This window comes from Rhizobium sp. 01L410, assembly GCF_056400165.1.
In genome coordinates, this window is the sequence record NZ_JBFTST010000002.1 from 359,595 (window position 1) to 377,906 (window position 18,312).

15 protein-coding genes are annotated in these 18,312 nt (G+C 62.1%); 6 read left to right on the top strand and 9 right to left on the bottom strand.

Going from position 1 to position 18,312, the window contains the following annotated elements; translation table 11 throughout:
* Positions 1-123: 123 nt before the first annotated feature.
* From AC1DV9_RS06275 to AC1DV9_RS06285, 3 genes are all read right to left on the bottom strand, one after another.
* On the bottom strand, positions 124-1,206 hold the full coding sequence (locus AC1DV9_RS06275; RefSeq protein WP_477946750.1) for a YcjF family protein: 1,083 nt from the start codon (positions 1,204-1,206) through the stop codon (positions 124-126).
* Positions 1,203-2,678: a YcjX family GTP-binding protein gene (locus AC1DV9_RS06280; protein WP_477946752.1), complete on the bottom strand. Its 1,476-nt coding sequence runs from the start codon at positions 2,676-2,678 to the stop codon at positions 1,203-1,205. Before AC1DV9_RS06280 ends, AC1DV9_RS06275 begins: the two co-directional genes overlap by 4 nt.
* Before the next feature lie 76 nt (positions 2,679-2,754).
* Positions 2,755-3,249, bottom strand: a complete 495-nt coding sequence (locus AC1DV9_RS06285) for a SixA phosphatase family protein (RefSeq protein ID WP_477946754.1) — start codon at positions 3,247-3,249, stop codon at positions 2,755-2,757.
* 275 nt (positions 3,250-3,524) lie between these two features.
* Here AC1DV9_RS06285 and dksA point away from each other — a divergent pair, with 275 nt between their 5' ends.
* Positions 3,525-3,944: an RNA polymerase-binding protein DksA gene (gene dksA / locus AC1DV9_RS06290; protein ID WP_112387229.1), complete on the top strand. Its 420-nt coding sequence runs from the start codon at positions 3,525-3,527 to the stop codon at positions 3,942-3,944.
* Between the two features lie 76 nt (positions 3,945-4,020).
* On the opposite strand, the gene AC1DV9_RS06295 is transcribed toward dksA, so the two are convergent.
* Positions 4,021-5,124, bottom strand: coding sequence for a flagellar biosynthetic protein FliO (locus AC1DV9_RS06295; protein WP_477946756.1), 1,104 nt, complete (start codon positions 5,122-5,124; stop codon positions 4,021-4,023).
* A 277-nt stretch (positions 5,125-5,401) separates the two neighbouring features.
* Between AC1DV9_RS06295 and cckA the strand changes: the two genes are divergently transcribed.
* Positions 5,402-8,008 (top strand): cell cycle histidine kinase CckA, encoded by a 2,607-nt coding sequence (gene cckA, locus AC1DV9_RS06300; RefSeq protein ID WP_477946758.1) that lies wholly within the window; start codon positions 5,402-5,404, stop codon positions 8,006-8,008.
* Positions 8,009-8,044: 36 nt separating this feature from the next.
* Here the strand turns inward: cckA and AC1DV9_RS06305 are convergent, their stop codons facing one another.
* Both AC1DV9_RS06305 and AC1DV9_RS06310 read right to left on the bottom strand, forming a co-directional pair.
* The gene (locus AC1DV9_RS06305; RefSeq protein ID WP_112387232.1) at positions 8,045-8,971 is read right to left on the bottom strand and encodes a pseudouridine-5'-phosphate glycosidase; all 927 of its coding nucleotides are present in this window, start codon (positions 8,969-8,971) and stop codon (positions 8,045-8,047) included.
* 30 nt (positions 8,972-9,001) lie between these two features.
* Positions 9,002-9,946 (bottom strand): carbohydrate kinase family protein, encoded by a 945-nt coding sequence (locus tag AC1DV9_RS06310; RefSeq protein WP_477946760.1) that lies wholly within the window; start codon positions 9,944-9,946, stop codon positions 9,002-9,004.
* Between the two features lie 241 nt (positions 9,947-10,187).
* Between AC1DV9_RS06310 and recA the strand changes: the two genes are divergently transcribed.
* The 3 genes from recA (at position 10,188) to AC1DV9_RS06325 (ending at position 15,082) form a co-directional block, all read left to right on the top strand.
* A complete protein-coding gene (gene recA / locus AC1DV9_RS06315) occupies positions 10,188-11,273 on the top strand; it encodes a recombinase RecA (RefSeq protein ID WP_112387234.1) in 1,086 nt (361 codons plus the stop codon).
* A 160-nt stretch (positions 11,274-11,433) separates the two neighbouring features.
* Entirely contained in the window at positions 11,434-14,097 is a 2,664-nt protein-coding gene (gene alaS, locus AC1DV9_RS06320) for an alanine--tRNA ligase (protein ID WP_477946762.1), read from the top strand.
* A 133-nt stretch (positions 14,098-14,230) separates the two neighbouring features.
* Positions 14,231-15,082 carry an AraC family transcriptional regulator gene (locus AC1DV9_RS06325; RefSeq protein ID WP_477946763.1) on the top strand — a complete coding sequence of 284 codons (852 nt, stop codon included), beginning with the start codon at positions 14,231-14,233 and terminating at the stop codon, positions 15,080-15,082.
* Here AC1DV9_RS06325 and AC1DV9_RS06330 read toward each other — a convergent pair.
* From AC1DV9_RS06330 to AC1DV9_RS06340, 3 genes are all read right to left on the bottom strand, one after another.
* Positions 15,074-15,712, bottom strand: coding sequence for a glutathione S-transferase family protein (locus tag AC1DV9_RS06330; RefSeq protein ID WP_477946954.1), 639 nt, complete (start codon positions 15,710-15,712; stop codon positions 15,074-15,076). The genes AC1DV9_RS06325 and AC1DV9_RS06330 overlap by 9 nt on opposite strands.
* Positions 15,713-15,800: 88 nt before the next feature.
* Positions 15,801-16,244 carry a GNAT family N-acetyltransferase gene (locus AC1DV9_RS06335; protein WP_112539250.1) on the bottom strand — a complete coding sequence of 148 codons (444 nt, stop codon included), beginning with the start codon at positions 16,242-16,244 and terminating at the stop codon, positions 15,801-15,803.
* A 76-nt stretch (positions 16,245-16,320) separates the two neighbouring features.
* Positions 16,321-17,535, bottom strand: a complete 1,215-nt coding sequence (locus AC1DV9_RS06340) for an NADP-dependent isocitrate dehydrogenase (RefSeq protein WP_112387238.1) — start codon at positions 17,533-17,535, stop codon at positions 16,321-16,323.
* Between the two features lie 189 nt (positions 17,536-17,724).
* Here AC1DV9_RS06340 and AC1DV9_RS06345 point away from each other — a divergent pair, with 189 nt between their 5' ends.
* Positions 17,725-18,249, top strand: a complete 525-nt coding sequence (locus tag AC1DV9_RS06345; RefSeq protein ID WP_477946765.1) for a hypothetical protein — start codon at positions 17,725-17,727, stop codon at positions 18,247-18,249.
* The last annotated feature ends 63 nt before the right edge of the window (positions 18,250-18,312 follow it).

Genomic DNA, 18,312 nt, shown 5'->3' on the forward strand with positions numbered 1-18,312 from the left:
GGAAAATAGGGATTTCTGGCGCCCGGATAGCCTTCAACCTGGGTAGCTACGCCTATGAAAAATATAGGTTTCCTGATTGCTTCCGTTGCGTCAGGCGAGGAAGCTGAGAAAAACCCGTGGGGATTACTTCTGCTGGTCGCGGCCCGATATCGAAGGCGTGAGATCGCCGATGAAATCGCTGATTCCCGGCCGCTTCAGGGCGTGAAATGCCAGCGGGCGGCAGAGATCCATGGCGGCGATTCCGATGCGGGCCGTCATCAGGCCGTTGATGACGCCTTCGCCAAGGCGCGCTGAGAGCTTCGACGCCAGTCCATGGCCGAGAACCTGCTGCACCAGACTGTCGCCGACGGCGATCGAGCCGGTGACCGCGAGATGGGCAAGCACGTCGCGCATTAGCCTGATCATGCCGAGCGTGCCCGGCCGCCCGCCATAGAGCTCCGCCATGGCGCGGATCAGCCGCGATGCCTCATACAGCACGTAGAGCAGATCGACGATAGCGCGCGGGCTGACGGCGGTGACGATCGAGACGCGCTTCGAGGAATTGACGATCAATGCGCGCGCCTGACGGTCGAGCGGTCCGAGCAACTCGCGTTCGGCAAGCGCCACCAGATGCGGGGCGTCTATGATATCGTTTTCCGAGGCCTTCAGCGTGGCGCGGCCCTTGGCTGTCTCGGGCTTTGCCGAAAGCATTGCCGCTAGCCGGTTGACGAGACTGCGCGCCTTGGCCGGCTTGGTTTCCAGAATTGCCGCCTCGGCCTCCGCCTTGATCGTCTGGACGGCGGCGAGCCGCATCATGCCCGCGGTCTCGCGGATGACGATACCGATCACGGCAAGGATGCCGATCGCAAGGGCGGTGAGGGCGGCGTAACCCAGCCAGTCGGCGCGGGAAAAGAGGTCGCGGATCAGGCTGTCGGTCCAGAGACCGAAGGCGAGCGACAAAAGCACGCCGAAAGCCGCTCCGGCGATCTTTGCGAAGGACGTGCGGCGTCTGCGCGGCATTGCGACTGGAAGCGGCGCGGCATCCTTGTCGGGGTTGATGAAGGGATCATCCTCATCCGGCGTCAGGACGACGTCGGCCTCGAAGCTGGATGGCTTGCGGCGCTGCACCGGCACAGCCGCTTCTAGCGGGCGAGGCTCGTCTTCGTAAACGAAGGCTGCAGGTTTGCGCGTGTTGCCAGCGGCATTTTCTGGACTGGACTTGCTCATGCGAGACGGTCTCCAAACAGGAACTGCATGGCGCGGTCGAGGCGGATATGCGGCACCGAGAGCTTGATGCCGCCACCGGTTTCCTCGAGCTGCGGCGGCCTGAAGCGGACGACGTTAACATCCGGGAGGTGGATATCTCCCGCATTGGATTCAATGGCTGCGAACAGGCTTTCGGGGTTCTCGGGCAGGTCTCCGGGGAAGATAGCGGTCTTGCGGATTCCATCGAAACGCTCGCCGCCGATCGTCTCGCCATCGATCGGCGTGCCCACGATCACAGGCAGGTCGTGTCCGTCGCGCCTGACGGTCGCCTCGCGGGTGGCGCGCACCGAGGCAAGCGCCATGACGTCGATGCCCGCGCCGGCCATGCCGATGCGGTGGACGGCGCGTTCGACGAGGCGCCGCGTCAGGGCGTCGAGCCGGTCGTGGCTTTCGTGATGCAGGTGGTCGGCCTTGGTGGCGGCGACCAGCACGCGGTCAATACGGCGGCCGAGAAGCGAGGAGAGGAGCGAGTTGGTGCCCGGACGGAAGCAGGCCAGCACGTCTGTCAACGCCCGTTCGAGATCCTGCACGGCTTCGGGGCCGCGGTTGATTGCCTGCAGCGCATCGACAAGCACGATCTGGCGGTCGAGACGGGCAAAGTGCTCGCGGAAGAACGGTTTGACGACGACCGATTTGTAGGCCTCGTAGCGCCGCTCCATCATCGCCCAGAGCGAGCCTTTTTCAGCTCGGCCGTCCGCGGGCAGGAGCAGCGGCGCGAAGGTCAGTGCCGGTGAGCCGTCGAGATCGCCCGGCAGGAGGAAACGGCCGGGTGGCAACGTCGAGAGCGAACGTTCGTCTGCCTTGCAGGCCTTCAGATAGGCGGCAAAGGAACTTGCGAGGTCTCGGGCCTGCATTTCGTCCGCGGCCGCGTGAATATCTGCTGTCTGCGTGAGCTCGAGCCAGGTCTTCGAGAGTTCGGCGCGGATGCCGGTTCGGGCGAGCGCCAGCGTATCCTCGCTGAAGGTGCGGAAATCCTTGGCGAGCAGCGGCAGGTCGAGCAGCCATTCGCCCGGATAGTCGACGATATCGATCGACAGGCGCCCTGGCGAAAACATGCGGTTCCAGCCGCTGGCGCTCTGATAGTCGATGGTGACCCGCAGCTCCGAGATGGCGCGGGTGGAGTCCGGCCAGACGCGATCCTTCACCAGCGCCCGGATATGGTCCTCATATTGAAAGCGCGGAACGCCGTCATCGGGCTGCTCTTCGAGACGTATCGCCGAAACGCGGCCCGATTGCACCGGTTCGAACAGCGGCAGGCGGCCGCCATGCAGGAGGTTATGGACCAGGGAGGAGATGAAGACCGTCTTGCCGGAACGGGAAAGACCGGTGACGCCGAGACGGACGGTTGGATTGACCAGGCCCGTGGCACGGTCGGTGAGATTGTCGAGAGCGATGCGGGCATCGTCAGCGAAGGAGGTCAAGCTTGGCGGCAAGGCGGTGTCCCGGTTGTCATTGCTCAAGCATATAGGATGGCGAGGCCGCCGGAAAAAGAACCGGCATGCAACCTCGTCAGCTGCTCAGAAATTCACGCAGCTTCCAGGCGGCGGCCGCGGCGTTGAAATCCAGAACCGCAAGGCCGCCTGCGGGAAAGCCGCCGGGCAGGGCGCGCAGCAGCTGTTCGTGGCCGATCAGCGCTTCCAGCGTCTGCTCGATCGTCGGATTATGGCCGACGAGCATCACCGCATTGGCTTCCTGCGTATCGAGGAGCTCGATATAGACATTGGGGGCAGCGTTATAGAGTTCGTCGATATAGCGCAGCTCCAGCGATAGCCCCATGGCGCGGTGAACAGCATCGGCCGTCTGGCGGCAGCGTTTCGCCGTCGAGCTCAGGATAATGTCCGGACGATAGCCCTTGTCCGCTGCACGGTCGGCGAGGATCTCGGCATCGCCGTATCCCTTTTCGCTCAGGGCGCGGTCGAAATCGCGTTCTCCGGGCTGCGCCCAGGCGGCTTCGGCATGCCGCAACAGGTAGATTCGCGAAGGCGTATGCAAGGTTGCGGCCATAGAAAAATCCACGTGCGAAGGAGCCTTTTCAGTAGCCGCCGGGTATTGCCGGCGTCAACCGGTGACGTGCCGTGGTGGTGCAAAAGCGCTTGGCCTACACGGCTTGTTGAAGGCAGGGTGAGAAAGCGAATCTGGAATAGTGGTGAGAAAATAGACTGTTAGCCTAAAAATATGACAGATTTAAAAATCTGTTTACATGTCGTATTTGGCTTGAATCGATATTGGCGCATGAGATATACAGCCCGCCACATGAGATGTTCTTCAGGAGAATCGCGTTGAGTGAGAAGATCGATCTTAGCAGCTACGTTCCCTCGGAAGACGAGGAGTTCATGAACGTAAACCAGCGAGCATACTTCCGCACGAAGCTGGTCGCATGGCGAAATGACATCCTTAGAGAAGCGCGCGAGACACTGGATCATCTCGCTGAAGAAAGCGCCAACCATCCCGACCTCGCGGATCGGGCATCTTCCGAAACAGACCGCGCTATCGAACTTCGGGCGCGTGACCGTCAGAGAAAACTGATTTCCAAGATCGATGCTGCCCTGCAGCGGATCGAGGAAGGCACTTACGGCTACTGCGAAGAAACCGGCGAGCCGATCGGCCTCAAGCGTCTCGACGCCCGCCCGATCGCCACACTGTCGATCGAAGCGCAGGAACGCCACGAGCGCCGCGAAAAGGTTTACCGCGACGAATAAGCGTCCTGGGAGCAGGCATAAAATAAAAGGCACCGCATTGCGGTGCCTTTTTCGTTTTGGTGCTCCGGCTGACCGATTACTTGTCTCGGTTGACGCTCATCTCGCCAAAGATGCGCGCGACTTCTTTCTGCAGTTCGGCATCGGCGCCGGTGACCGGCGGTGCTTCCGGGTCACGGCGCTGCAGGTTGACCGGCTGCGGCGTAATGGTGCGGATCGGCGTGCTCTGAATGGATTGCACCGGCTGGACCACACGTTCGGCGGCCAGCGTGGTGTTCATCTCTTCTTCGAGAATGCGCTGAAAATCGCCTTTCTGCTGCTGTGGCGGCGCTCCCGCGTCGGCGGTCACCACCGGATGGCCCTCCGAAACCGTCGGAAGGCTTTGTGCCGGCGGTGTCAGCACTTCGGGTTCGATACGCGCCTGTTGCGGCAGGACGCGGGCGCGAGCGGCATCCAGGATATCGGCGGCATTGGTGGTTTCGAGCGACTGTGCCGGTTGCGGCTGCTCCATCGGGCGGACGGTGATCGTCGGCGGGACACGGCTTTCTGCCGCGGCAATGACCGGAGGAACGGTGATGGCCGGAGCGGGAGCCGGAGCGAAGGCGGGCGCTGTAGCGGCGGGCGCGATGGGTTGCGGGCGGCGCGGCTCGATGAAAGGTGCCGGAGCGGGGGCAGGGGCAGGGGCAGGGGCAGGGATGTAGGGCTCGGCCTCTTCCTCGTCGAAGATCGCCACTGGTTCCGGCTTCGGTTCAACCCGGGGCTGCGGCCGCTGTTCGGGAACCGCGCGGAGTGCAGGGCGTTCGGCCACGGCCGGGCGCCGTTCGGTTACGGGAGCTGCAGGTGGTGCAACCGGCGCCGGGCGGAACTCCGACGACGGTTTCGCCTGTTCGGCGCCCTCAGGCAGGATGCGGCTTTCGATGACGATATCGCTGGGGCCGCCGATCATGATCAGGTGCTCGACGTCGTCGCGGCGCACCAGCACGAGGCGGCGGCGGGTATCGACGGCAGCGGCGTCAAGAACCTGCAGGCGGGGCTGGCGGTTCTTGCCGCCGCGCACGAAAGGCGAGGGTGCGCGGTTGCGCATCAGCCAGAGTACGCCGATCAGGACGACCAGGCCAAGGCCGACGCCACCTGCTGCTAGGAGGAAACGGCTGCCGTAGTCGCTCACTACGCTGTCAAACATGATCTTAAACTCCCCTATACGCAGGCCGCATCATGAAGGCTTTTCAGTTCCTTAGGCAATAGGCTGTGTGCTTGTCCAGTCACGCCCGTGCGAGAAGATCGCCTCAGAAGCCCGATGGCTTGCGAAACTGGCGCTGTTCCTTGTGAATTCAAGCGTTCCGGCGGTACGGCACTGTTTTTGCAAGGCCTACAAATTGCTAAGAAGGAACGAACGCCTGATTCCTGCTTTGTCTTCCGGTGACAAAGCGCCATGCCGGATCGGCGCATGCGAGGACTAGATGACGACACCGCGTCAGGCTGACGACTACAATTCCCCGATCGTGGATCGAGGAGGACGTTCCGGCACGGCTATCCGCATCATCCTCCTGGCGCTGGTGCTGATCGCCGCTGCCGCCGCCTTCGTGGTGTTCAAGAGTTCGCTCGACAACGAGATGGTGCTCGGCGTTCTCGGCGTGCTGGCGATGGTCGGCATCTTCTTTCTGGTGTCTTCGGTGATCGGCTTCATAGAAGTGATGCCCCAGCGCCAGTCCGACAGCCTGGCCCGCTCGTTTCTCAACAGTCACCCGGATGGTTCGCTGATCACGGACGACAAGGGCCGGATCATCTATGCCAACGGCGCCTATGGAAAACTGACCGGCGCGCGCAAGGCAACCGAGGTGCAGACGCTGGAAGCGCTGCTGTCGCGTCACCGCGAGTCCAATGAGGCGCTCTACCGTCTGTCGAACGGGCTGCGCGAGGGCCGTGAAGGGCAGGAAGAGTTCCGGCTGCTGCGGGCGCTCGGACCATCGCCGAATGGTTCTGGGGCGCACTGGTACCGTCTGAAGGCGCGGACGCTGAAGACCGAGGAGAGCGGCAGCAAGCCGCTGCATATCTGGCAGATCAGCGACATCACTTCGGAGCGCGACGATCAGGAGCGCTTCTTCAAGGAGTTGCAGAACGCCATCGACTATCTCGACCATGCACCGGCCGGCTTCTTTTCCGCCGGACGCAAGGGCGAGATTTTCTATCTCAACGCGACGCTGGCCGAATGGCTTGGTCTTGACCTCACGAAATTCATTCCGGGCTCGATGACGATCGGCGACGTGGTGGCGGGCGAGGGACTGGCACTGATCCAGTCGGTTCAGGCCGAGCCGGGTCTGAAGAAGACCGATACGCTGGATCTCGATCTGAAGAAGTCGAACGGCCAGAGCCTGCCAGTGCAGATCGTCCACAGCGTCACGTCGATGCGCGACGGTGCGCCGGGCGAAAGCCGGACGATCGTGCTGCGGCGCGAGCCGGGCACCGAGAACGAGCAATCCGCCTCGGCCGCCGTCATGCGCTTTACCCGCTTCTTCAACAATACGCCGATGGCGATCGCGTCGGTTGATGGCGAAGGCCGGATCCTGCGCACCAATGCGCCGTTCCTGAAGCTGTTCTCCGGCCTCGTATCCCGCGATGACGTCGACAATGGCGCACGGCTTGAGGCAATCGTCCAGCAAAGCGACCGTGAACGGCTGCAGAGCGCGCTCGACGCGGCCAAGGACCGGCAGGGCGACATTCCGCCGATCGATTCCCGCACGCCTGATGACGATGCGCGCCATTTCCGCTTCTATATCAATGCCGTCATCGACCAGAGCGATGAGGCGCCGGAAGAGGCGGCGATCGTCTATGCCGTCGAGGTGACCGAGCAGAAGGCGCTCGAGGCACAGATGGCGCAGACGCAGAAGATGAACGCCGTCGGCACCCTGGCGGGCGGCATCGCACATGACTTCAACAACGTGCTGACGGCGATCCTGCTATCCTCCGACCACCTGCTGCTGCAGGCGAGGCCGGCCGATGCGAGCTTCGCCGACCTGATGGAAATCAAGCGTAACGCCAACCGCGCGGCGGTGCTGGTGCGCCAGCTGTTGGCCTTCTCGCGCAAGCAGACGATGCGGCCTTCAGTGCTCAATCTGACCGATGTCGTCGGCGATCTGCGCATGCTGGTCGACCGGTTGCTGTCGGGCACCAACGTCAAGCTCGATGTCGAATATGGCCGCGATCTCTGGCCCGTCAAAACCGACCTCTCTCAGTTTGAACAGGTGCTGATCAACCTCTGCGTCAACGCCCGCGACGCCATGCCCGAAGGCGGCAAGCTGACGGTGCGGACACGCAATGTGACGGCGGATGAAGTCGCGGCCTTCAACTATTCCTATATGCCGAACGAGGACATGGTTCTTGTCGAGGTCAAGGATACCGGCACCGGTATCGCGCCCGAGATCATGGACAAGATTTTCGAGCCGTTCTTCACCACAAAGGAAGTGGGCAAGGGAACCGGCCTCGGGCTGGCGATGGTCTATGGCATCGTCAAGCAATCCGGCGGCTATATCCAGCCGGAGTCCGAAGTCGGCAAGGGAACCACCTTCCGGGTGTTCCTGCCGCGCCATATCGTTGAGCCGGTCATAGCTGCCGAGGGGAGCGCAGACGGCTCTGTTGCCAGCAACGTCGTGCAGATGCCTGTCGCGGTGCAGCCGGAGCAGCCGGAAGACCTGACCGGCAACGCCGTCATTCTGCTCGTCGAGGATGAGGAGGCGGTACGCCGCGGCGGCAAGCGGATGCTTGAGACCCGCGGCTATACGGTTCACGAGGCGGGATCGGGCATCGAGGCGCTCGACATTCTGGAAGAACTCGACGGCAAGGTGGATATCGTCGTTTCCGACGTCGTCATGCCGGAGATGGATGGGCCGAGCCTGCTGCGCGAGCTGCGCAAGACATATCCGGATATGAAGTTTGTCTTCGTTTCCGGTTATGCCGAAGATGCGTTTGCGCGCAATTTGCCGGAGGGATCGAAATTCGGCTTCCTGCCGAAGCCGTTCTCGCTGAAGCAGCTGGCCGTCGTCGTCAAGGAAACGCTCGACAGCAAATGACGGGAGGCGTTTCCGCCTCCCGGGTTTTCAATTCATTCAGGCGTCCAGCGCCACGGCGATTTCGGCCGCCAGCCGCGCGTTGTTTTCCACCAGCGCGATGTTGGTCTTCAGGCTCTGGCCGTCGGTCAGGTCGAAGATGGTGCTGAGCAGGTAAGGCGTGACCGCCTTGCCGGTGATTTCGTCGCGCTCGGCGCTATCGAGCGCACGCTCGATATAAATCTCCATCTCCTCGCGCGGAATTTCGTCGGCTTCCGGAACCGGGTTGGCGATCAGCATGCCGCCATCGATGCCGAGCTGCTCGCGGGTCGTCTGGAAATTGGCGATTGCCGCCGGGCTGTTCAGGGTCAGCGGGCTCTTCAGGCCTGACTTGCGCGACCAGAAGGCCGGGAATTCTTCGTTCTCATAGGTGACGACGGGAACGCCGGAGGTTTCCAGCACTTCCAGTGTTTTCGGAATATCGAGGATCGCCTTGGCGCCGGCGCAGACGACGATGACGCCGGTGCGGGCAAGCTCTTGCAAGTCGGCCGAAATGTCGAAGCTCTCTTCGGCGCCGCGATGCACGCCGCCGATGCCGCCGGTGGCGAAGACCTTGATGCCGGCACGCGCCGCAGCAATCATTGTCGCGGCCACGGTCGTGGCGCCGGTGCGGCGCTCGGCGATCGAGAAGGCGAGGTCGGCGCGCGACACCTTCATGACGTCCTTTTCCTTGGCGAGCCTTTCAAGCTCTTCCGGCTCCAGGCCGATATGCAGGACACCGTGCATGACCGCGATGGTCGCCGGAATGGCGCCCTGTTCGCGGATGATCGCCTCGACGCTGCGGGCCATCTCGATATTGCCCGGATAGGGCATGCCGTGGGTGATGATGGTCGATTCCAGCGCGACTAGCGGTGCGCCGCGCTGCTTGGCGGCGGCAACTTCCTTCGAATAGGAGATCGGCAGCAGAGGGGAGATCGGTTTCGTCATTGTCGTTTCCAGTTCATCGATAAGCGCGCTTCAATGCAGAATTCTGGCGGCCGGAACAAGGGCCAGCGTGTCGCGGAGGAGCTCCGGCGTCAGTTTTTCGCTGACGGCAAGCGGCGATTGGACGGTGACGGCTGCTGCCGCAGCGCCATGGCGCACGGCTTCCTCCAGCGGCAAACCGTTCATGAATGCGGATAGCACGCCTGCGGCAAGCGAATCCCCGGCGCCCGTGACGTCGGCCACGCTATCGACTGCGGGCGGCTGCAGCGCGATCGACTGCTTGCCGGCAAAGGCGATCAGTTCGCGCTGTCCGCGGGTGACGACGCCGCCCTTCAATCCGGTGTCGCCGAGCAGCGACACCCAGCCTGCCGCATCATCAGGGCGCGCTCCGGCGAGAGCCGTGGCTTCTGCCTCGTTGAGGAACAGGAAGTCGATGCCTTCGGCGCAGGCCTTCAGCTTGACCACCTTGGCCGGCGAAATGGCAATCGCCGCCACCGGTTTTCCGAGGCCGTTTGCACGGGTGACGATGGCCGCGATCGTGTCTTCGGGCAGATTGGCGTCGAAGAGGATCAGATCGTTGGCGGCAAAAGCCTCCCGCACCGCGCGGATGGCGAGACGGCGGGGCGAGAAATAGCGGTAGAGGTCCATGTCGGCGAGCGCGATGACGAGATTGCCGTCGCGCTCGATGATCGCGGTGTAGCTCGGCGTCCTGCGGTCGAGGAAGACGAAGGGGCGGTCGTTGACGCCGGCTGCATAGGCAGCCTCCGTCACCATCTCGCCGGTCGGATCACCGCCGCGCGGCGAAATCATCGTCACGTCGAAGCCGAGGCGGGCGAGATTGCGCGCCGCGTTGAAGCCGCCGCCGCCGGCTTCCTCGAACCAGGATCCCGGGTTGCTTGAGCCCGGCGCCGTCTCGCCGGATATCCGTCCGCGCCGGTCGATATGGGCGCCGCCGAGCACGAGAATCTTGCGCTTCATGCGCGAGTTCCAGAGGGGGCGATTTCGCCGAATCGAGCCATCCGCTGCAGCTCGCCGTCAGGCCGCGTCACGCTGCTAAGCCCTTGCGCCGCATCAATAAAACAAATGTAGAACACGTACTGATTTACCTTTTCGTTTCAATTATTTGGACGCCACTTGCGTAATGAGAACAAATCACGTACAAAATCGGCATCGGCGGCAACATTGCTAGAGCGGCTTCAATAACCTAAAGGTGGATCGAATGTCACAGAATACATTGCGGCTTGTAGAGGACAAATCGGTGGACAAAAGCAAGGCACTTGAAGCGGCACTCTCTCAGATCGAGCGGTCGTTCGGCAAGGGCTCTATCATGAAGCTCGGCTCGAATGAGAGCGTGGTCGAGATCGAGACTGTTTCGACGGGCTCTCTCGGACTGGATATCGCACTCGGCATTGGCGGTCTTCCCAAGGGCCGCATCATCGAGATTTACGGACCGGAAAGCTCCGGCAAGACGACATTGGCGCTGCAGACCATCGCAGAAGCGCAGAAGAAGGGCGGCATCTGCGCCTTCGTCGATGCCGAACATGCGCTCGACCCGGTCTATGCCCGCAAGCTCGGCGTCGATCTGCACAATCTCCTGATTTCGCAGCCGGATACCGGGGAGCAGGCGCTTGAAATCACCGATACGCTGGTTCGTTCCGGCGCCGTCGATGTTCTCGTCGTCGACTCGGTCGCTGCACTGACGCCGCGCGCTGAAATCGAAGGCGAGATGGGCGACAGCCTGCCGGGTCTCCAGGCGCGTCTGATGAGCCAGGCATTGCGCAAGCTGACCGCATCGATCTCGAAGTCGAAGACCATGGTCATCTTCATCAACCAGATCCGCATGAAGATCGGGGTAATGTTCGGTTCTCCGGAAACGACGACGGGCGGCAACGCCCTGAAGTTCTACGCCTCGGTTCGCCTCGACATCCGCCGTATCGGCGCGGTCAAGGAGCGTGAAGAGGTGATTGGCAACCAGACGCGCGTCAAGGTCGTCAAGAACAAGATGGCGCCTCCCTTCAAGCAGGTCGAATTCGACATCATGTACGGCGAAGGCGTATCTAAGACCGGCGAATTGGTCGATCTCGGCGTCAAGGCAGGCATCGTCGAGAAGTCAGGTGCCTGGTTCTCCTATAACAGCCAGCGGCTCGGGCAGGGGCGTGAGAACGCCAAGATTTTCCTGCGAGACAATCCGGATACGATGCGCGAGATCGAGACTTCGATCCGCCAGAATGCCGGCCTGCTTGCAGAGAAGCTGCAGAACGGCGGTCCCGATGCCAATGACGGCGATGGTGACGGCGAACCCTGATCGTCAGCGCAGTTATGAGTTCGAAACGGCCGCATTTCGCAAGGAATGCGGCCGTTTCGTTTTGCAGGCGGGTTTGCCTGCTGGACAGTGGTTAATGCGGACGATAAAAGCCACTGGATTTAAGATTTGACCTGCCGTGGGCAGCATTGAAGGGCATAGCATGAGCGGTGTGAATGATATCCGGTCGACCTTCCTCGACTATTTCAAGACCAACGGCCACGAAGTCGTTCCGTCGAGCCCTCTCGTGCCGCGCAACGACCCGACGCTGATGTTCACCAACGCCGGCATGGTGCAGTTCAAGAACGTCTTCACGGGTCTTGAAAAGCGCCCCTATTCGACGGCGACGACGGCGCAGAAATGCGTTCGCGCCGGCGGCAAGCACAACGACCTCGACAATGTCGGCTACACCGCGCGCCACCACACCTTCTTCGAGATGCTCGGCAACTTCTCCTTCGGCGATTATTTCAAGGAGCGGGCGATCGAGCTGGCCTGGAACCTGATCACCAAGGAATTCGGCATCGATGCCAAACGCCTGCTGGTCACCGTCTATCACACCGATGACGAGGCCTTCGGTCTCTGGAAGAAGATCGCCGGTCTGTCGGAGGACCGGATCATCCGCATTCCGACCAGCGACAATTTCTGGGCGATGGGCGATACCGGTCCCTGCGGTCCGTGCTCGGAAATCTTCTACGATCACGGCGATCATATCTGGGGCGGCCCTCCCGGCTCGCCGGAGGAAGACGGCGACCGCTTCATCGAGATCTGGAACCTCGTCTTCATGCAGTACGAGCAGATCACCAAGGAAGAGCGCGTCGATCTGCCCCGCCCGTCGATCGACACCGGCATGGGCCTGGAGCGCGTCGCGGCGCTGCTGCAGGGCAAGCATGACAATTACGATATCGACCTGTTCCGCGCGCTGATCGAGGCGTCCGAAGAGGCGACCGGCGTCAAGGCTGAAGGCGACCAGCGCGCCAGCCACCGGGTCATTGCCGATCATTTGCGTTCGTCCGCCTTCCTGATCGCCGACGGCGTTCTGCCGTCCGCGGAAGGCCGCGGCTACGTGCTTCGCCGCATCATGCGCCGCGCCATGCGCCATGCCGAGTTGCTTGGCGCCCGCGAACCGCTGATGTGGAAGCTGCTGCCGGCGCTGATCCAGCAGATGGGCCGCGCCTATCCGGAACTGGTGCGCGCCGAAGCGCTGATCACCGAAACGCTGAAGCTCGAGGAAACCAAGTTCCGCACGACGTTGAAGCGCGGCCTGTCGCTGCTGTCGGAAGCCACGACCACGCTCGGCAAGGGCGATATGCTCGACGGCGAGACCGCCTTCAAGCTCTACGACACCTACGGATTCCCGCTCGACCTGACGCAGGATGCCCTGCGCGCCCGCGAGATCAACGTCGATCTCGCCGGCTTCACCGATGCCATGGAGCGCCAGAAGGCGGAGGCCCGTTCGCATTGGGCCGGCTCCGGCGACAAGGCGACCGAGACCATCTGGTTCGAGCTGCGTGAGGCGCATGGCGCAACCGAATTCCTCGGCTATGCCACGGAAAGCGCCGAAGGCGTCGTCCAGGCGATCGTCAAGGATGGCGCCTCTACTCCGCAGGCCGTCAGCGGCGACAAGGTGCAAATCGTCGTCAACCAGACGCCTTTCTACGGCGAGTCCGGCGGTCAGGTAGGTGATGCCGGCATCATCTCTTCCGACAATGCCAGGATCGAGATCACCGATACGCAGAAGCGCGGCGAGGGGCTGTTCGTGCATATCGGCACCGTCGTCGAAGGCACGATCAAGACCGGCGATGCGGTTGCGATGACCGTCGATCACGCCCGCCGCTCGCAGATCCGCGCCAACCATTCGGCAACGCATCTGCTGCATGAGGCGCTGCGCGAAGTGCTCGGCCACCACGTTGCCCAGAAGGGCTCGCTGGTGACGCCGGATCGTCTGCGCTTCGACGTGTCGCATCCGAAGCCGATGTCTTCAGAAGAGCTGAAGGTGGTCGAGGATATGGCCAACGAAATCATTCTGCAGAATTCGCCTGTCACGACGCGTCTGATGAGCGTCGACGATGCCCGTGCTGAGGGCGCCATGGCGCTGTTCGGTGAGAAATACGGTGACGAAGTGCGTGTCGTGGCCATGGGCCAAGGCCTGCATGGCGCCAAGACCGGCAAGCCTTATTCGATCGAGCTCTGCGGCGGCACGCATGTGTCTGCGACCGGTGATATCGGGCTGGTGCGCATTCTCGGCGACAGTGCCGTCAGCTCCGGCGTGCGCCGCCTCGAGGCAGTCACCGGTGAAGCGGCCCGTGCCTATCTGGCGGAACAGGACGACCGCGTGAAGACGCTGGCGTCGGCCCTCAAGGTGCAGGCAGGCGATGTGGTTTCGCGCGTCGAAGCGCTGATGGACGAGCGCCGCAAGCTGGAGCGCGAACTGGCCGATGCCAAGCGCAAGCTCGCCATGGGCGGCGGCCAAAGCGGTTCGGCGGATGACGCAGCCCGCGAGATCGGAGGCGTCAAGTTCCTCGGCAAGGCCATTACCGGCGTTGATCCGAAGGATCTGAAGGGCATTGCCGACGACGGCAAGGCCAGCCTCGGCTCCGGCGTCGTGACGCTGATCGGCGTTTCCGACGACGGGAAGGCCAGCGCCGTGGTTGCCGTTACCGAAGATCTCGTCGGCCGCTTCAGCGCCGTCGATCTGGTGCGCATCGCTTCTGCAGCACTCGGCGGCAAGGGCGGCGGCGGCCGTCCCGATATGGCCCAGGCAGGCGGTCCGGACGGATCGAAGGCTGACGAGGCGATCGAAGCCGTTGCGGCAGCGCTCGCCGGCTGATCGTCACCGGATGGTGATAGTGAAAGGCGGAGACTTCGGTCTCCGCCTTTTTTTGTTTTACGCCCGAACTCCGCAGGATTTGTCAAACCGGACTATGGTTGTCTGCTGGTGATCGATTTGCATGAGGTCTGACATGAACGGGCAAACGGCTTGGTCTCTCTATGAAAACCGCCTGAGGCGGGTTTCGGCCTATATCCACGACCACCTCGACGAGGAGCTGGATATGGAGCGGCTGGCCGATATCGCCTGCATGTCGAGCTATCACTGGCACAGGATCTACCGGGCGATCTACGGCGAGACGCTGGCGGCCACCGTCAAGCGGCTGCGGCTGCATCGCGCGGCGGGCGATATCGTCCGTACCGGTCTTGATATCAGTGAGATTGCCAAGCGATCGGGCTATCCCAATCTCCAATCCTTCAACCGCATCTTCAAGTCGGTCTACGGCATGCCGCCGGCGCGCTACCGGAAAGAGGGAAGCCATACAGTCTTCGAACCCTCGATTTCAGGAAAGGCGACAGCCATGTTTGACGTGACATTGAAAACCATTGAGCCGATCGAATTGATCGGCGTGCCGCATACCGGTTCCTACATGCAGATCAGCAAGGCGTTCGAGACGCTGTTCGGAACGCTCTATGCCCGTGGGCTGGCGTCACCCGGCATGCGGATGATCGGTGTCTATTTTGACGATCCCGATATTGTTCCGGCTGAAAGACTGCGGTCGGTTGCCTGCGTCAGCGCTGATGAGACCATCGCCGCCGAGCCGCCTTTCGTCCGGCAGTCTCTCAGCGGCGGCGAGTATGCGGTGCTGCGCCACAAGGGTCCCTATGCGGATATGCACAAGGCCTATCAATGGCTCTATGCTGAATGGCTGCCGGTTTCCGGCCGGCAGCTGCGCGACGGGCTGATGTTCGAGGAATATCTGAACAACCCGCGCGACACAGCGCCGACCGGGCTGCTGACGGATATCTACATGCCGCTAGTGTGAGTGGGCCTTGAGCTGCATGTCCTGCATCGCTTCGTCATCCAGCGCGTTGGCCCGGCGGTAGGCATCCCGGTTGGCGACGCGGCCGAGATAATCGGCAAAGGCCGGCCGTTGTTCGAGCGAACCGAAGTTAAGGCCCCAGCCGATATGCGAGCCGACATAGACATCGGCGGCCGTGAAGCGGTCGCCGGCGATATAGGGGTTGTCGGTCACGGCTTTTTCCAGCGTGTCCATGACATCGCCGAAGCTGCCATATCCGACGCTTCGGGCCTTGTCGGCAGGGGTGACGAAGCCGAGCATACGGATGGTGACGACCGATTCCAGCGGGCCGGCGGCGAAGAACATCCAGCGGTAATAGGCGCCGCGCTCTTTAGGGCGCGGCGCCAGCTCCTTCTCTGGAAACGTATCGGCCAGATAGGCGCAGATCGCGGCGCATTCGGTGACGATGGTGCCGCGATGCGAGATCGCCGGGACCTTGCCCATCGGATTGACCGAGAGATAGTCCGTTCCCTTGATCGTACCGTCGAAGGTCTTGATCTCGGTGCGGTAGGGAACACCGGTTTCCTCCAGCATCCAGCGGGCGATCCGGCCGCGCGACATCGGGTTTGTGTAGAACACCAGCTCTTCGGTCATCATTGTCTCCTCATCGATTGCTCATATCTGGCGCAGGCCAGCGACGCGGCAATGTCTAGGGGAGGATGCTGCCAATTTCTGTCAGCAGTCAGAGCTGCTTTCGGTACTGAATGAAGCCGGAGCGTTCGGCGATCTGATCGTAGAGGCGGCGGGCACGCTCGTTGCTCTCGTGCGTCATCCAGTAGAGCCGGCCAGCACCCTGTTCGCGGGCGAGATCGGCAACGCGCTCGATCAGTGCGGCACCGGTTCCAAGACCGCGCTGGTCCGCCTCGACATAGAGATCCTGCAGGTAGCAGGTCCATTTCGGCAGCCAGGTGGAGCGATGGAAGATGGCGTGGACGATGCCCTTCAGCTTGCCGTCGTCATCGAAGGCGCCGAAGGCATGCATCGGCTCGTTTGCAGCGTGGAAGCGCGCCCAGGTCAGTTCAGTGGTCTCAGGCGGAATGACGACGTCGTAGAAGGTCTGATAGCCCTTCCACAAGGGCTCCCATTGCGAGCGGTCGGATGGCTCAAGCAGGCGGATCGTCGTCATGTGCTGTTCCCTTTGTTGTTGAAATGAAAACGGCGGGAAGATCCCGCCGTTCTGCTGTTCTCTGGTTCTGGCCGCCTCAGGCGCCCATGGCCTTCTTGAGGTTCTCGTCGATCTTGTCGAGGAAGGCAGTCGTTGACAGCCACGGCTGATCCGGGCCGATGAGCAGCGCCAGATCCTTGGTCATGAAGCCAGCTTCGACGGTGTCGACGCAGACCTTTTCGAGCGTCGCCGCGAACTTTGCGAGTTCCGCATTGTCGTCGAGCTTGGCGCGGTGTGCGAGGCCGCGGGTCCAGGCGAAGATCGAGGCGATCGAGTTCGTCGAGGTTTCCTGGCCCTTCTGGTGCTGACGGTAGTGGCGGGTCACCGTGCCGTGCGCGGCTTCCGCTTCGACCGTGCGGCCATCCGGCGAGAGCAGGACCGAGGTCATCAGGCCGAGCGAGCCGAAGCCCTGGGCGACCGTGTCGGACTGGACGTCGCCGTCGTAGTTCTTGCACGCCCAGACGTAACCGCCGGACCACTTCAGCGCCGAGGCGACCATGTCGTCGATCAGGCGGTGTTCATAGGTGATACCGAGTTCGACGAACTTGGCCTTGAATTCGGCCTGGTAGACTTCCTCGAAGATGTCCTTGAAGCGGCCGTCATAGGCCTTCAGGATGGTGTTCTTGGTCGACAGGTAAACCGGCCAGCCGCGCATGATGCCGTAGTTCATCGAGGCGCGGGCGAATTCGCGGATCGACTCGTCGAGGTTGTACATCGCCATGGCAACGCCGGCGCCGGGAGCGTCGAAAACGTCCTTCTCGATGACTGCGCCGTCTTCACCGACGAACTTGATCGAGAGCTTGCCCTTGCCCGGGAATTTGAAATCGGTTGCCTTGTACTGGTCGCCGAAAGCGTGACGACCGACGACGATCGGCTTGGTCCAACCGGGGACGAGGCGCGGAACGTTCTGGCAGATGATCGGCTCGCGGAAGATCACGCCGCCGAGGATGTTGCGGATCGTGCCGTTCGGGCTCTTCCACATCTGCTTGAGGTTGAATTCCTTGACGCGGTCTTCGTCCGGCGTGATCGTCGCGCACTTGATGCCGACGCCGTGCTTCTTGATGGCGTTGGCGGCGTCTACGGTCACTTGGTCGTTGGTGGCGTCGCGGTTTTCGACCGAAAGGTCGAAATAGTCGATATCGAGGTCGAGATACGGATGGATCAGCTTGTCCTTGATAAGCTGCCAGATGATACGCGTCATTTCATCGCCGTCGAGATCGGCGACGGGGTTAGCGACCTTGATCTTTTTCATGTATCTGCCTCGTAAGCTGGTGGGGACTAGGTCCCGTGGCGGGTGATTTTTGAAATCCCGAGCGCTATAGCATTGTGTGCTTGGAAGGCAAAGCCGCAAGCACCCCGGAAAGAGCATTTTGGGGCCATTGCCAAGTCCGCGGATTTGATTAGTGTCCGCGGCAATTGCTTCGTTAACGGACATTTCATCATGAAGACGATTGCCTTGCTGCTTACCGTATTCGCCGGTCTTCCGACCCTTGCAAAAGCTGCCGAAATCCCGGCGCCGGTTCAGGAGGTCATGGACGCCACGGTCAACAACTGGTCGGGCGACGATATCGAATGGGTCGACATCTTCGACCCCGGCAAACTCGACACGCGATACAGCAAGGATTTCGCCGCCAAGTACCGCGAGGCGGCAAAGCATCCTGCCGTGGACGACGGCATCTCACCCTTCGATTACGACGTCATCGTCAACGGGCAGGATGCCTGCCCGCTTGAAGATCTGAAACTGACGCCGCAGAAGACGGCCGATGGTCAGGATGAGGTCGTGGCGTCGTTCCGCAAGATGGCATGCGGCGAGGGTGAAGAGGCCCAGGCGGTCTCCACCGTGCGGTTCGAGATGGCGACGGAAGGCGGCAAGGCCGTGATCGACGACATTATGCTCGAGGATCCCGAGACCAAGGCCACCAGTTCGCTGAAGGCGACGATGGACGAGATCGCCAAGGGCCAGTGAGGGCCGGCCCGGCGTTTGATTTTGCCCGATTGGGCGGTATGTCCGGAGAGGGCATGTTTCGTG

Excerpts from the sequence above, each read along its gene's own strand:
- alaS (WP_477946762.1), top strand. The coding sequence starts at position 11,434 with ATGAGCGGTGTGAATGATATCCGGTCGACCTTCCTCGACTATTTCAAG.
- AC1DV9_RS06295 (WP_477946756.1), bottom strand. The coding sequence starts at position 5,124 with ATGTTTGACAGCGTAGTGAGCGACTACGGCAGCCGTTTCCTCCTAGCA.
- AC1DV9_RS06335 (WP_112539250.1), bottom strand. The coding sequence starts at position 16,244 with ATGACGACGATCCGCCTGCTTGAGCCATCCGACCGCTCGCAATGGGAG.
- AC1DV9_RS06275 (WP_477946750.1), bottom strand. The coding sequence starts at position 1,206 with ATGAGCAAGTCCAGTCCAGAAAATGCCGCTGGCAACACGCGCAAACCT.
- AC1DV9_RS06305 (WP_112387232.1), bottom strand. The coding sequence starts at position 8,971 with ATGACGAAACCGATCTCCCCTCTGCTGCCGATCTCCTATTCGAAGGAA.
- AC1DV9_RS06310 (WP_477946760.1), bottom strand. The coding sequence starts at position 9,946 with ATGAAGCGCAAGATTCTCGTGCTCGGCGGCGCCCATATCGACCGGCGC.
- AC1DV9_RS06325 (WP_477946763.1), top strand. The coding sequence starts at position 14,231 with ATGAACGGGCAAACGGCTTGGTCTCTCTATGAAAACCGCCTGAGGCGG.
- cckA (WP_477946758.1), top strand. The coding sequence starts at position 5,402 with ATGACGACACCGCGTCAGGCTGACGACTACAATTCCCCGATCGTGGAT.
- AC1DV9_RS06340 (WP_112387238.1), bottom strand. The coding sequence starts at position 17,535 with ATGAAAAAGATCAAGGTCGCTAACCCCGTCGCCGATCTCGACGGCGAT.
- recA (WP_112387234.1), top strand. The coding sequence starts at position 10,188 with ATGTCACAGAATACATTGCGGCTTGTAGAGGACAAATCGGTGGACAAA.
- AC1DV9_RS06285 (WP_477946754.1), bottom strand. The coding sequence starts at position 3,249 with ATGGCCGCAACCTTGCATACGCCTTCGCGAATCTACCTGTTGCGGCAT.
- AC1DV9_RS06330 (WP_477946954.1), bottom strand. The coding sequence starts at position 15,712 with ATGACCGAAGAGCTGGTGTTCTACACAAACCCGATGTCGCGCGGCCGG.
- AC1DV9_RS06345 (WP_477946765.1), top strand. The coding sequence starts at position 17,725 with ATGAAGACGATTGCCTTGCTGCTTACCGTATTCGCCGGTCTTCCGACC.